This window comes from Acinetobacter sp. ACNIH3 (genome assembly GCF_002918965.1).
GTDB classification, from domain to species: Bacteria; Pseudomonadota; Gammaproteobacteria; order Pseudomonadales; family Moraxellaceae; genus Acinetobacter; species Acinetobacter schindleri.
The window spans coordinates 136,128-150,056 of sequence record NZ_PQLP01000003.1 but is presented as its reverse complement, the minus strand read 5'-3'; the positions used below and the strand labels follow the sequence as shown (position 1 = coordinate 150,056).

17 protein-coding genes and 1 riboswitch are annotated in these 13,929 nt (G+C 43.1%); of the genes, 11 read left to right on the top strand and 6 right to left on the bottom strand.

Annotated features, from left to right (window positions below):
* The first annotated feature begins 28 nt into the window (after positions 1–28).
* From C3420_RS03205 to panD, 4 genes are all read left to right on the top strand, one after another.
* Positions 29–982, top strand: a complete 954-nt coding sequence (locus C3420_RS03205) for a ribose-phosphate pyrophosphokinase (protein ID WP_008307606.1) — start codon at positions 29–31, stop codon at positions 980–982.
* A 100-nt stretch (positions 983–1,082) separates the two neighbouring features.
* A complete protein-coding gene (gene rplY / locus C3420_RS03200) occupies positions 1,083–1,379 on the top strand; it encodes a 50S ribosomal protein L25 (protein WP_004814908.1) in 297 nt (98 codons plus the stop codon).
* Positions 1,380–1,398: 19 nt separating this feature from the next.
* The gene (gene pth, locus C3420_RS03195) at positions 1,399–1,980 is read left to right on the top strand and encodes an aminoacyl-tRNA hydrolase (RefSeq protein WP_008307605.1); all 582 of its coding nucleotides are present in this window, start codon (positions 1,399–1,401) and stop codon (positions 1,978–1,980) included.
* A gap of 145 nt (positions 1,981–2,125) precedes the next feature.
* Positions 2,126–2,506 (top strand): aspartate 1-decarboxylase, encoded by a 381-nt coding sequence (gene panD / locus C3420_RS03190; protein ID WP_008307603.1) that lies wholly within the window; start codon positions 2,126–2,128, stop codon positions 2,504–2,506.
* A gap of 71 nt (positions 2,507–2,577) precedes the next feature.
* On the opposite strand, the gene C3420_RS03185 is transcribed toward panD, so the two are convergent.
* Positions 2,578–3,162 (bottom strand): GDYXXLXY domain-containing protein, encoded by a 585-nt coding sequence (locus C3420_RS03185; protein WP_008307601.1) that lies wholly within the window; start codon positions 3,160–3,162, stop codon positions 2,578–2,580.
* A complete protein-coding gene (locus C3420_RS03180; protein ID WP_005222921.1) occupies positions 3,159–4,964 on the bottom strand; it encodes a DUF2157 domain-containing protein in 1,806 nt (601 codons plus the stop codon). Before C3420_RS03180 ends, C3420_RS03185 begins: the two co-directional genes overlap by 4 nt.
* Before the next feature lie 170 nt (positions 4,965–5,134).
* Positions 5,135–5,289: riboswitch (FMN riboswitch) on the top strand.
* A 106-nt stretch (positions 5,290–5,395) separates the two neighbouring features.
* Between C3420_RS03180 and ribB the strand changes: the two genes are divergently transcribed.
* Positions 5,396–6,055, top strand: coding sequence for a 3,4-dihydroxy-2-butanone-4-phosphate synthase (ribB, locus tag C3420_RS03175; protein ID WP_004814903.1), 660 nt, complete (start codon positions 5,396–5,398; stop codon positions 6,053–6,055).
* A 65-nt stretch (positions 6,056–6,120) separates the two neighbouring features.
* Here ribB and C3420_RS03170 read toward each other — a convergent pair whose 3' ends face one another.
* Positions 6,121–6,732 carry a LysE family translocator gene (locus C3420_RS03170; RefSeq protein ID WP_005222924.1) on the bottom strand — a complete coding sequence of 204 codons (612 nt, stop codon included), beginning with the start codon at positions 6,730–6,732 and terminating at the stop codon, positions 6,121–6,123.
* Between the two features lie 44 nt (positions 6,733–6,776).
* Complete coding sequence (locus C3420_RS03165) at positions 6,777–7,265, bottom strand: DUF1289 domain-containing protein (RefSeq protein WP_005222926.1); 489 nt, start codon at positions 7,263–7,265, stop codon at positions 6,777–6,779.
* Positions 7,266–7,453: 188 nt separating this feature from the next.
* On the opposite strand from C3420_RS03165, the gene C3420_RS03160 reads away from it, so the two are divergent.
* From C3420_RS03160 to C3420_RS03140, 5 genes are all read left to right on the top strand, one after another.
* Complete coding sequence (locus C3420_RS03160) at positions 7,454–8,386, top strand: rhodanese-related sulfurtransferase (protein WP_004814900.1); 933 nt, start codon at positions 7,454–7,456, stop codon at positions 8,384–8,386.
* A gap of 207 nt (positions 8,387–8,593) precedes the next feature.
* Complete coding sequence (locus C3420_RS03155; protein ID WP_004814898.1) at positions 8,594–8,872, top strand: hypothetical protein; 279 nt, start codon at positions 8,594–8,596, stop codon at positions 8,870–8,872.
* An 84-nt stretch (positions 8,873–8,956) separates the two neighbouring features.
* The gene (locus tag C3420_RS03150) at positions 8,957–9,574 is read left to right on the top strand and encodes a DedA family protein (RefSeq protein WP_005222928.1); all 618 of its coding nucleotides are present in this window, start codon (positions 8,957–8,959) and stop codon (positions 9,572–9,574) included.
* A 30-nt stretch (positions 9,575–9,604) separates the two neighbouring features.
* Positions 9,605–10,027 carry an ABZJ_00895 family protein gene (locus C3420_RS03145; RefSeq protein ID WP_008307594.1) on the top strand — a complete coding sequence of 141 codons (423 nt, stop codon included), beginning with the start codon at positions 9,605–9,607 and terminating at the stop codon, positions 10,025–10,027.
* A 185-nt stretch (positions 10,028–10,212) separates the two neighbouring features.
* Positions 10,213–10,653: an ABZJ_00895 family protein gene (locus C3420_RS03140; protein ID WP_034593118.1), complete on the top strand. Its 441-nt coding sequence runs from the start codon at positions 10,213–10,215 to the stop codon at positions 10,651–10,653.
* Positions 10,654–10,732: 79 nt separating this feature from the next.
* On the opposite strand, the gene C3420_RS03135 is transcribed toward C3420_RS03140, so the two are convergent.
* Positions 10,733–11,257: a YecA family protein gene (locus C3420_RS03135; protein WP_004814890.1), complete on the bottom strand. Its 525-nt coding sequence runs from the start codon at positions 11,255–11,257 to the stop codon at positions 10,733–10,735.
* A gap of 72 nt (positions 11,258–11,329) precedes the next feature.
* Complete coding sequence (locus C3420_RS03130) at positions 11,330–11,536, bottom strand: PA3496 family putative envelope integrity protein (RefSeq protein ID WP_004814888.1); 207 nt, start codon at positions 11,534–11,536, stop codon at positions 11,330–11,332.
* A 398-nt stretch (positions 11,537–11,934) separates the two neighbouring features.
* Here C3420_RS03130 and rpoD point away from each other — a divergent pair, with 398 nt between their 5' ends.
* A complete protein-coding gene (gene rpoD / locus C3420_RS03125) occupies positions 11,935–13,821 on the top strand; it encodes an RNA polymerase sigma factor RpoD (protein WP_008307589.1) in 1,887 nt (628 codons plus the stop codon).
* Positions 13,822–13,929 lie beyond the last annotated feature (108 nt).

The window sequence follows — 13,929 nt, the reverse complement described above, 5'->3', positions numbered from 1 at the left end:
CATACATACCAACCGCCAAGGGTGCTTCATGCCCAATCTTGTCGTTTTTAGTGGAACCGCGCATCCACAATTCGCTCAAAAAGTCGTAAGTCACTTACATATTCCTCTAGGTGCTGCATCTGTTTCTACCTTTTCTGATGGTGAAATTGCTGTAGAAATCACTGAGAATGTACGTGGTAAAGACGTATTTATCGTACAACCTACTTGTGCCCCAACGAACGACAACCTAATGGAAGTCCTCGTGATGGCTGACGCGCTGCGTCGTGCAAGTGCTGGTCGTATTACCGCCGTTATTCCTTACTTCGGTTATGCCCGTCAAGACCGTCGTCCTCGTTCTAGCCGTGTACCAATTACCGCAAAAGTTGTTGCAGATATGCTGACGACTGTGGGTATTGACCGTGTAGTGATGATCGACCTTCATGCTGACCAAATCCAAGGCTTCTTCGATATCCCTGTAGACAACATCTACGGTACTCCAGCATTGCTTGCTGACTTACGTCAACAACAGCATCATAACCTGATGGTTGTTTCTCCTGACGTGGGGGGTGTAGTACGTGCTCGTGCTGTTGCGAAACAGATGGGTGATATCGACCTGGCAATCATCGATAAACGTCGTCAAAAAGCGAATGAATCACAAGTGATGCATTTGATTGGTGATGTAAAAGATCGTGACTGTGTCATTGTTGATGACATGGTGGATACAGCGGGTACGCTTTGCAAAGCAGCTGATGCATTGAAAACTTTTGGTGCTCGTAAAGTGGTGGCTTATGCAACTCACCCGGTACTGTCTGGTAAAGCGATTGAAAATCTTAAAAATTCTGTAATCGACGAATTGGTTGTAACTGATACCATTCCGCTTTCAGAAGAAGCTTTAGCTCTTGGTAAGATTCGCCAGGTTTCAGTAGCAAGCATGGTTGCTGAAACAATTCGTCGTATTAACAACGAAGAATCTATTAGCGCAATGTTCGATTCTTATCTATAATATAGCGCTGAATTTCCAAAGCCCTGCCATTTGGCGGGGCTTTCTATCACCGGATCGGTCGCAGGTCCGGTTCATTTAAAACTTAAATAGGATGTCTATCATGGCAAACTTCGTATTAAACGCAGAAGCACGTGAAGTAGCACAACAAGGGAAAGGTTCGAGCCGCCGCCTTCGTCATGCTGCTAAAGTTCCAGCGATCATCTACGGTGGCGAAGCTGCTCCTGTAGCTGTTACTCTTGAACTTCGTGAGCTTGTTAAAGCTTTAGAAAGCAATGCTTTCTTCGAAGAAGTTGTTGAAATCAACATCGACGGCAAAACTGAAAGCGTTAAAATCCAAGCGCTTCAACGTCACCCAGCTAAAAACACACCTATGCACGCTGACTTCAAACGCGCATAAGTGTTGATGGTGTAAATTAGTGTCAAATATTTCACTGATTGTAGGTTTGGGCAACCCAGGTTCTGAGTATGCCCAGACCCGCCATAATGCAGGCTTCTGGTTCGTAGAACGCCTTGCCAAACAATATGGCATTTCCCTCAAAAAAGACCCAAAATTCAATGGATTTAGCGGTCGTGGTAATATCGAAGGCCAAGACGTTCGTCTACTTCTTCCAACAACATTCATGAATCTTGTCGGTAAAAGTGTTGTTCCCTTTGCCAAATTCTATAATATCGCTCCTGAGTCAATCCTGATCGCACATGATGAGCTGGATATGAATCCAGGAATCATTCGCCTGAAAACTGGCGGTGGTCATGGTGGTCACAATGGTTTGCGCGATATCGTGCCGCACATCGGTCCGAACTTCCATCGCTTACGTATCGGTATTGGTCACCCAGGTTCTAAGGAACGCGTGTCCAGTCATGTACTGAGTAAGGCACCGAGCAGTGAGCAGACTTTAATGGATGACGCGATTGCACATGCCATGAATCGCATCAAGATGCTGGTCAATGGTGAAGTACAACAGGCCATGAACCAAATCAATGCCTATAAACCAAACTGATCATTCTATAAATTGTTGAATAATCTTTCTTGCCATCTTACGCATTTCAGAGCAAAATGCGTTTGCTCGATTGTTCACCATACAGCAAGCAAGATTGATTTAACCAAATGATCAAACTCTTAGGTCAACTCAGGGGACGCTAGCCATGCTATCTCGTTTATTAAAATGCAAAATTCACCGTGCTCACGTTACACATGCAGAACTACACTATGAAGGTTCATGTGCAATTGATGGCGTTTTGATGGATTTGGCTGGCATTCGTGAATACGAAGAAATTCATGTGTGGAACGTGACCAATGGTAAACGTTTTGCAACTTATGCAATTCGTGGCGAAGACAATTCAGGCATCATTTCAGTGAATGGTGGTGCTGCGCATCAGGCTGATGTTGGTGATATCGTAATTATTGCTACATTCGGTGATTTCACTGAAGCTGAAGCAAATGCCCACAAACCACGCCTTGTCTATGCAAATCCAGACAACACGGTGAACCACACAGCGAACTGTATTCCTGTGCAAGTAGCTTAAGTCCAAGATTTTAAAAAGCCCGCAATATGCGGGCTTTTTTATTGAAAAATACTTCTAAAAATAAACCTTAATTAACTGCCCTGTACCCAGTCTTTTTGGCTTTCGCAATTTAAAGCTCGCAGATTCTGATCTACCAGATTCGCCAATAAAGCCTGTCCATTATCTTTAACTTTAATCTCGGCATATTTTGCGTTGTGATAGCATGGCTCCAATCCTTCTGCAAACAGAAAGCTATTCGCTGCCGGATATAAATTGGCCAATCGGTTGGAAGGATTTTTTAGAAGCAAACGCGCGGAAGTTCCCTGATGAGTTTTTAAAAGATTTTCATCCAAGCTGGTTTGAATCACACGATGCTGATCATCTAGCTGCACATAGCTTAAAAGATGTGTCTGATCCTGAATACGCTTTTCTAAGGCTGCAATTTTCTTATCCGCTAAACCACCCTCTTCTCCACGGTCAGCTTCAGCATCACCCTCGAAATGCAGCTCATAATTCAGTGCCATATAATCGCCTTGCAAGATTGAGCGCGGATCGACCGGAGCAAGCTCAACAAAGATGGACTGGCTGTTCGCTAAATGATGTTCATGTTTGAGGATCAGCCCCACAAAGATCAGAATACTGAATCCGGCCAGAATCAGAGGAAGAAACTTTTTCATGCAGTTTCCTCCTGACCAGATCTAATCCTTACCTGCTTTAAGCCATAGACCATGCACCAAACCATGAGACCTGAGATGAAAATCGTGAGGCTCTTTACCAGGAAACTCAGCCCCAGATTGTAATACAGCATCCATAACCAAAAGATCAGCAATAAAATCGATAGGGCTTGAATCATTCGTTGCTGATAGACTACAGCCCAAGCCATGAGCAGCATAATGATAAAAATTTCAAAATAGCCCAACAGGATCAGTAATAAACCCAGAACCGGAATTAACCACAGCCATTTTTCAGAAAATTGTTGCCAGTTTTGCCAAATAAAACTGAACAACAATAAGCTCGGAAGAATATAAAACAGCAGAATTTGGTCAAAGCTGATCTGTCCGATGCTCTGCCAGTGCTCTAATCCGGTTACCGCCTGAACCACCGCTGAACCTGTCAGCATGGCAATCATCCAGAGAAAGATACTTTTCTGATAATGCGAAGATTGCCAATAATGAGCTGTTAGGAATAGTCCGATGAAAATGACATAGTTCAAGCTGGGTATGATACTGATCACGATATCATCATGTTTAAAAGAATTTTCTAAGATCAGAACCACGATTGCTAATGCATGGGTAATCAGCAGCTGCAGGGTCAAAATAGACCAGTGCATCCGTTTGATGATAGTAAGCCCCAGTATTAATAATTGCAGCAGCAAGACTACAACCATACTGTCGGTGAGCAGTTCTGTATGAATTAAAACTGCTGCCTGACCACAGATCCATAAGCAATAGGCAAACTGGCGCATAAAAACTGAAAGCTGCTGACCCTGCAGTTTCCAGGCGATGCCTATAAAGATGATCCCCATTAAGATTGAAAATGCTTCCCAGTAAGTCAGTAACAGGACTGCAAGAATAATCCCGGAAATCCAGGCACCGAGTGCCAGAGGAATCACGGAGAATTTGGTTTGTGGAAAAATTCTATTTAAAGCAAAACTGATTAAGGCAAACCAGCCAAAAATCAGCACAGCCAGCATAAATAGCCCAGCAGCTGAATTGGTCAGTTGATTTTCAACCAGTTCAAATACCCATAAGCTCACACTGGCAGCCAAACCTGCAATGAGAAGAATGGCTTCTAGCGCCTGATGTTTCCTATAAAAATAAAATGCGGCACCTGTCGGTAAAACAACTGAAGAAGCTAAATAGATCAGCTTAAAGTGATGGGTAAACTGCATCATGCTGCTGATCGAAATCACGATCACAAATGTGATAAACAGAAAACGTAGCAGCGAGTAATAGCGCATGGCATACGCAAAGCTAAGTGCTGTCAGCAAATTTAGACCAAGCAAATACAACCCTTCTGCTCTTCCCATCCAGAAGCTCTGTTTAAAATACAGATACAACATCAGCTGGCTCACTACGCAAAGCATGACAAAAATGCCAATATTGAAGCGATAGAGCCATGGTAGGAGCAAGGCTGACCAGAGCAGAAATAACAGATAACTATCTGCGCCAGTTTGATAAATCTGCCCAATCACTGCCAGACTTAAACCCAGCATGAGACCAGATACCGTATCCAGACTCTGTCTCACCCATTCCTGCTGGTCGAAGTAAATACTTGCTGCTGCACTACAGAATAAAATCAGCATCGGGATTGCCAGCTGAACCGGATCCGGTAGCATCCACCAGTTCGCTGCCATTAAATACAGCAAACTGACCGTGATGAGTGCCAAGCCCAAGATTTTTAAATAACGTAGTACTTCTACATTGCAGAACAGCAAGGGCGAAAATTGATTATTTCGAATCAGCTCAGTTTTATGCATTGTTAGAATGATTGAAGGATTTCTAATCTTCCTCACACCATAGCATGTTTCCAGTATTTTGCTAAAAACTTGGGTAATTCAGATTATCTGTTTTGTTTATCTAAAATTCTGCAAATTACTTTCCATTTCAACCATCCCATTTTTTTAAAATCAGGACTATAATGATCCTACATCGCTTCAGGGCGGGGTGTGATTCCCCACCGGTGGTAATTTCAGCTTGTTATAATCAGGCTTGAATCAGCCCACGAGCGGTCAATTTCGATTGATCTGCAGATCTGGTGCAAATCCAGAGCCGACGGTATAGTCCGGATGAAAGAAGACGAAAGCAGCACCAAGGCTGTATGCCGTGCATACACCTGTTTTTGCTATAAGCCTATTTTCACTCAGTCCTGAAATGTTCAATCATATTTTTAGTTTAGGTGAGCATTTCAATGTCAAGTTTGATTCAACCCGAAATTTTCTTTTCTGCTTTAGCCCCTGCTGAACAACGTATCCTTCAGGCACTCGAAGATCTCCGCCAAGGCAAACCTGTCCTGGTCATGGATGATTTTGACCGTGAAAATGAAGCCGATCTGATTGTGGCAGCTGAAACTTTAACTGTAGAAACCATGGCGCGTATGATTCGTGATGGTTCAGGCATCGTTTGCTTATGTCTGACTGATGAGCTGGCAAATCATTTAGAGTTGCCACCAATGGTACAAGATAACTCTAGTCAGTTTAAAACTGCCTTTACTGTAAGTATCGAAGCAGCAGAGGGTGTAACAACCGGTGTTTCTGCCAAAGACCGCACGACTACAATTAAAACAGCGATTAAAGACGGGGCAGTTGCCAGTGATCTGAATCGTCCTGGTCATGTATTCCCATTACGCGCCCGTGAAGGTGGTGTCTTAACCCGGCGTGGTCATACTGAAGGTACTATTGACCTTGCGCGTCTGGCTGGTTTAAAACCTGCCGGCGTGTTGTGTGAACTGACTAATCCGGATGGCAGCATGGCTTCTGGTATTCAGGTTCTGTCATATGCACAGACGCATCAACTAATCGTAATTACTATTGACGAACTGGTAAAGTATCGCCAGCAACACAATATATAAGTCTATTTAAAAAGAAAATCCCGGCATTTGGTTCGGGATTTTTTGTGTCATGTATATTGATTGAATTAACTGAAGATGGAATAAATTCCATACAGTGCAACCATTAACAAGATCAAGCCGCATAGCCCCAGTAAATGCGGATAAAGCTGAGACCGAGATAATCGCTGAAACCCCAGATACACCAGTGACAGGGTGAGGAAATCCAGAACAATCCAGCTGATTGTCAGAATCACCAAGCTTAAATCGAGGTTTGGGCTAATGCCTATAAATTGCGGAAAAAAGGCGGCAAAGAAAATAATATCCTTGGGATTAGAAATACCTACCAGAAAACCGGTACGAAAGCCGCCCTGTACAGGCTGCAGGCTTTGTGGTCCAGTTGATCCCTGCCCTTGCCAGACTTCCCTGAAAATCTGAATTCCCAGCCAGGCAATATACAAACAGCCAAGTAGCTTAATGCCATTCAGCCAATTTTCGTTAACAACCAGAAGACCTTTTAGACTGAGAATGGATAAACCAATCAGAACCAGTGAGGCAAAGTTAGTCCCGAAAATAGTCTGCAAGGCATGCTTATAGCCGCCTTTGAGCCCGGCACTAGCGACCAGTAACATTACTGGCCCGGGTGTCGCGATCATGATTACTACGGCCAGACAATACAGCAGATATTCGGTAATATTCACCCCATTCCTCCTTGTCTAATATAGTCAGTATAAAAAAAGAGGACCTACTCGTCCTCTTCTTCCATCTGGATCAGATGCTGACTCATCCCATCAGCACGCAAGAATGCCAGATCATAACTGGCTTTTGCCAATGCCAATACTCGACGTTCAAATTCATCCCAAATCGGACGTACCTGTTTGTAATGAATGCCTAGGCCACTCTCATCAGTCAAATGCCGGTTTTTTTCACACAATTTTAATGCATGATAGAGCTTACGCCCTTTACTGGCATCATCACGCAACCGCACCCGCTTGGACAATACAAATTTCTCGACATGGGCCATATCTGCCAGAGGCAGCATCGGGACTAGAATCTGATCAAGTTGAGCATCCAGACGTTGCCATACTGCGTTATGCTGTTCAGCCGTATAGGTATTCCACTGAATCACTTCATGATTAAAACGGCGACAACCGCGACATACCGCATCACCAAATACGGTCGAGCAACGCCCTGCACATGGGGTTAAAGATGCAATACGACGATCTGAACTCAAAACTTACTCCAACATTGCTGATCATTTCAGCACAGGCAGGTCTGTAATAATACCGGGTCGGGCAAGACTATACACGCTCTCCTGCATGAATTGAAGTCCCTATAAATGCTATGGGTTTTACTCGCATAATCATGCAAATCACGTTAAAATGTGCGCCTTTCAAATATCATGCTACGTTGGAGTATTCCATGAACGCTACTGTAGAACAGCTTGCACCTGTAGAACAGCAAGCGACGACTGGTTGGGTTGTTGCCGCACTTTATCAATTTAAGGAAGTTCAAGACCCCGCAGGTCTTCAGCAACGCCTCCTTGACCTGGTAAAAACCATCGACCTTTGCGGTACTCTAATTGTGGCAGGCGAAGGCATTAACGGTACCGTTGCAGGTAACCGTGAAGCCATCGACAAAGTACATCAGTTCCTTCTAAACGAAGGCTTCAACGAAATGGAATACAAGGAGTCTCATAGCTCTGACAAGCCATTCCGTAAAATGAAGATCAAACTGAAGAAAGAAATCGTGACGTTAGGGGTACCTGTTAAGCCACGTGATCTTGTCGGTCATTACCTTGATCCTAAAGAATGGAACGAGCTGATTGCGCGTGATGACGTGATTCTGGTCGATACCCGTAATGACTACGAATACAAGGCCGGTACATTTAAGGGTGCGATTGACCCGAAAACTGAAACTTTCCGCGAATTCCCGGAATACGTAAAACAGAATCTGGAACAGCACAAAGACAAGAAAATTGCCATGTTCTGTACAGGCGGGATCCGCTGTGAAAAATCAACCTCTTTACTTCTTCAAGAAGGCTTTACTGAGGTTTATCACCTGAAAGGTGGTATTTTGAAATATCTGGAAGAAACCCCACCAGAAGAGAGTCTATGGGAAGGTGAATGTTTCGTATTTGATGGCCGTACTGCCGTGACTCACGGTATGGAAGAAGGTCAAAATACTAAATGTCATGCATGTGGCTGGCCACTCACTCCCGAGGAAGCAGCCTTACCAAGCTATGAACACGGTGTATCTTGTGTGTACTGTATTGACAAAACAACTGAGAAGCAAAAAGAAGGCTTCCGTATGCGCCAGTCACAAATCCTCGCTGCAAAACGTAAACGTTTATAATGTGTAGAATGTAACTAGATGTATACAAGCCCTCATTTGAGGGCTTTTTTTTTTACACAAACTTCACAATCTAAATAAAAATCTCAACACGCTTTTACCAAGATTCCCCTTTAAAAAGAAAAAGTCTTGATAATCTATATACAGTAATCATTTTCCACCTAAGTGTTTAATTACTAAATATATTTTTTATATGAAAAGGAACACAAAATGGCAAAATCCTACGCAAAATATGAAGATAATATTGTTCAGTTTCAACGCAAGGATCAAGTAAAAGTACAGCGGACTGTTGAAGTCATGGACCAGCTGGAACATGAATCACATCTTTTTATTGTTGTGCTAGGAACTGTTATTGGTGCGATCTTAGCGCTATTTATTGGCTATCACATCAACACTGGCATCGTGCAATTTTTGCTATTAAGTATATTGCCAGTATTCAGTGCCTATCTGCTGCGTCGAGTTTATATCTATACCCTCACGCATAGCTGATTTGTGCGATCTACAATTTATCTACTTTACCCATTCTGGAATACTCCGTAGGATAAAAGCAGTATTTTCAATTAACTGCTGCTTATGAATCTAACTGACTGGATTATTTCTATTATGGAACAGCTGGGCTATTGGGGTATTGCCCTGCTCATGTTCCTCGACAATGTCTTCCCGCCTATTCCCTCTGAAATCATTATGCCATCTGCGGGCTATTCCGCGTCCCAAGGTCAATTAGTACTGGTCGGCGTGATCATTGCGGGTTGCCTCGGCTCCCTGCTGGCTGCTGCCTTACTTTACTGGATTGGTTATAAATTCAGTCATGAATCGATTTTCAGATTTGTCGACCGCTATGGTAAATATCTGTTTATTAAATCTGATGATGTAAAAAAATCTTTAGCATGGTTCGAGCAGTATGGTCATCGCATTGTTTTTGTTGGACGTATGATTCCCGCAGTGCGCTCCCTGATCAGTATTCCTGCTGGAATGAGTCGTATGCCCTTCTGGAAATTCATGTTTTATAGCAGCTTGGGAACAATCATCTGGACGACTTTTCTGGCCTGTATTGGATTTTATTTCGGCGAAAATCAGAACTTGATGCATCAGATTTTTAGCAAGGTCAGTTATATCATTATTGCAATTGTAGCGATTATTATCGGCTGGGTTCTGTACCGTAGACATCAACGCAAAAATCGTCCATCCTGAATAGTAAGTCCTGTTAAGGAGGCCAGAACGATGTCGCATTATCTTAAATATTTTGCAGCCGTTTATCTTGCCTTACTGGTTTTGGTTGGCATGATTGTGTATTGGTTAAACTTGGGTGCCATTATTTTCATTCCTGCATTAATTGCAGCAGCATTCTTGAGTGCCCGGCATTTTGTGCATAAGGAACTGCGTGTCCCTGACGCCAAGGAAAAAAATACCTTGGTCTGGGGCTCTACCATTATTGCCATGAGCCTTGGCTTTATTTTTATCTTGGTGATGATCTGGCTGCACCCTTATACCGAGGAAATTCTGCGCCGAATGAATTATACAGGCCGAGGCCCAAATTCATTTATTGTCGCTGCCTTGATTGCCTTGCATGCTGCCCTGTTTCATGTCGCCTATCATGGCTATACCCACTATAGCTTGGCTAAACAGCCAAAGAAACATGCTTAATTTCAATCGAGTTCAAATCATGTCACGTGATCCTTCTATGCTTCACGTGACATTCGTCGTATTCTTTTAATTTATCTTGCCGAATATTCGAGCAAATTATTAAAATAAACAAACTTGTTGGTATAGCTTTTCCCATTTTCAACCACACAAGCAACAACAATAAAAACACAATATTCGAGATAAAAATGATGATTAAAAAATATTTTGGCTATTTCACTATAGTTTATCTGGTCGCGATTCTGATTGTCGCTGGTTTAAATATGTTTATCGATTTGCCTGGCAGCAGCACTGCCATCCCGGCATTATTCGGTGCAGGGGCAGCGGCAGCGATCAAATTTGTTCAGGATCAACAGCGTCTACCAAGTGCTATAGAGAAAAAACAGTTAATTTGGGGGTGTCTAGGCATTAGCGTACTCATTGGCTTGATCTTATCCTTGTCAATATTGGGTATTGCAGAACAACGGGAAATTATCCTCGGTATGCTGGAATCTTTATCTTTTGGCATCTGGATAAGCGTATTGCTGCTAGGCTTGGCGATTCAATATGTTGTCCTTGCCTTATGTTTCGGCTGGATGAGTAAAAGCGCTCTTAAGGGTTTGGAAGCAAAAAAACAGGCCAAGGAATAACTGCTTAGCTTAAAATTACAGATATAAAAAAAGCAAATATGAAAAAAGCACCCGAAGGTGCTTTTTTCATTTGGGAGAATTAATCTGGTGTATGATACATCAGGTACAATTCATTCAGGTTTTCTGGAATTTCTTCCGCAAGCTCGTCCATTAATTGGCCATTACGACGGAAAGTTTCCATTTGTGGATCTTCTTCGTCAATTCCACTGAAGACCATGATTGGCAGAGTTAAATCCACCAGTTGTTCTTCAAATTCTTCTGCAAACCATGCTTCTTCGTTCAGGAACATGGCATCAACAAAGCCTACACTCCAGTCACCAAGACTTGATTCGGTATCTGCTTCCTCGATTTCAAACGGGAAAGTGATGCCTTCTTCATTGGCCAAGCTTTGACGGATAGATTCCAGCCATACTTTAACCTGTTCGATGATTGCTGCTGGAACTTTTTTCTGATTGTTATCAAAAAGCTCATCCAGCCATCTGTCAAACTGCGGACCTACTGCAATTGCACACAGGAAACCGTGAGTTGCCGCGAAATCCAGACCATACTCATTTTGGTCGCCATCCAGATAGTCACTCAACAGGTCTAAATCTAAAGCACTCATCTAATATCCAAACTTAGAAATTCCGAAAGGCCTAGCATAGCATTTATTCAGGCCATGCTAAATCCGAATTGCTTAATCTTCGTCGTCGAAGTCATCGTCATCGTCGAAGTCATAGTCAAAATCTTTGAGTTCGCGCTCGAGGCGGCGTTGAGTCAACAGGTCATCAATCAAACGACGTTTTTCCAACGACTCTTTTGCGCTGAGCTTGCTGGAAGCCTCATCGAAGCTAACATCATCATCACCGTAGTTATCATCTAGTTCAAAATCTGTAGAAGACACTAAAACTACCTCATTGTGAAAAATGTAAAGGGTCCTAGGCGCTATTTATCTTGCCTAAAAATACTTGTCAAGTTTTATTTAAATTTTAGTATCTTAAAATTGTAATTAGGGCTTTTTTTCCAAGTAAATTGTATGGCATGATATAATCCACCCTGCGTCCTTATATTTTTTGACTATTATATTTTTGGTCAGATACAGATACGCCGGGGCTGGACTTGAAAATAACAAATTCATCCCCATCTTAAATTACTGAATTTCATTTTAAATATTTTGTCAGACAGCCTCGATGCTGAATAATCTGATGAAATATGTAGGCTATTCACTAAATTTAATGAGCTTAAGTCGTGCAGAGTTGTACGATTTTTTACTGTCACAGATTCAACGAAGAGTAAGCAAAGATGAGCGATATGACTTCCCCTACTTCGCAAGTAGCGGCTCTGATTAGCCGAGGCAAAGAACAAGGTTATTTAACCTTCGCTGAGGTTAACGATCATCTCCCGGACTCAATCACAGAAAGTGAACAGATTGAAGATATCATTCAGATGTTGAATGACGTCGGCATTCCGGTACATGATCGCGCGCCTGAATCTGATGATGCGATGTTTGAGGATACTGCAGAAGCTGCCGATGAAGTTGCAGAAGAAGAAGCTGCAGCAGTACTTGCATCTGTAGAAAATGAGCCAGGTCGTACAACTGACCCAGTACGTATGTATATGCGTGAAATGGGTACTGTTGAACTTTTAACGCGTGAAGGCGAAATCAGCATTGCAAAACGTATTGAAGAAGGGATCCGTGACGTTCTTCACTCCATTGCTTACTGGCCAAATGCCGTAGAAGTTGTACTACAAGAATACAAAGATTATGAAGCTGGCGAACGCCGCCTGGCCGACCTGCTTTCAGGTTATTTAGACCCTGAAACTGATGATGATATTCCAGAAGTGCTGGAAGAAGTCGCTGACATCGAAGAAGATGAAGAAGCAACTACCAAGTCAACCAAAGATGTAAAACTGGATGATGAGGAAGATGAAGAAGAGTCTGACAGTGATGACGATTCTGAAGGTGACTCAGGTCCAGATCCAGAAATCGCTAAAGTTCGTTTTGCTGAACTTTCAGATGCCTGGAAAAATACCAAGGCTGTTATTGAAAAGCATGGCCGCAACAGCAAAGAAGCAGAAGACGCACTGCAAGCTTTAGCTACTGTGTTCATGATGTTCAAGTTCACACCGCGCCTGTTCGATATCATTTCAGAAATGATTCGTGGTACCCACGACCAGATCCGTAGTGCAGAACGTGAAGTAATGCGTTATGCAGTCCGTCGTGGCCGCATGGACCGTACCCAGTTCCGTACTTCTTTTCCGGGTCAGGAATCTAATCCAGCCTGGTTAGATGAGCAAATTGCAAAAGCGCCTGCTGATCAAAAAGCTTATCTGGAAAAAGTACGTCCTGACGTGCTAGCATTCCAGCAAAAGATTGCAGACATTGAAAAAGAACTTGATCTGAAAGTTCGTGACATCAAAGACATCGCCAAACGTATGGCGGTGGGTGAAGCGAAAGCGCGCCGTGCCAAGAAAGAAATGGTTGAAGCGAACTTACGTCTGGTCATTTCGATTGCGAAGAAATATACCAACCGTGGCTTGCAGTTCCTGGATCTGATTCAGGAAGGTAACATTGGTCTGATGAAAGCCGTAGACAAGTTTGAATACCGTCGTGGTTACAAGTTCTCGACTTATGCAACCTGGTGGATTCGTCAGGCGATTACCCGTTCAATCGCGGATCAGGCACGTACTATCCGTATTCCAGTACACATGATCGAAACCATTAACAAGATCAACCGTGTATCTCGTCAATTGCTTCAGGAAATGGGCCGTGAACCGACTCCGGAAGAACTGGGCGAACGTCTGGAAATGGATGAAGTGAAGGTTCGTAAAGTACTTAAAATCGCCAAAGAACCGATTTCGATGGAAACACCGATCGGTGATGATGAAGATTCGCATTTGGGTGACTTCATTGAAGACAGCAACATCACCTCTCCTGTGGATGCGGCAACGTCAGAAGGCCTGAAAGAAGCGACGCGTGAAGTACTGGAAAACCTGACTGAACGTGAAGCGAAAGTCCTGAAAATGCGTTTTGGTATCGACATGCCAACTGACCATACCTTGGAAGAAGTAGGTAAGCAGTTCGACGTAACCCGTGAACGTATCCGTCAGATTGAAGCGAAAGCCTTACGTAAGCTGCGTCATCCTTCCCGTTCTGAACACCTGCGTTCATTCCTTGAGAATGATTAAGATTTGATGCTTGTTCTGGAGACTTGAAATTTGTTTCAGGGTCTCCATTTTAACTAGCCAAGACAGACCCAAACGCCTGCATGATTGCAGGCGTTTCAAATAAGGGGA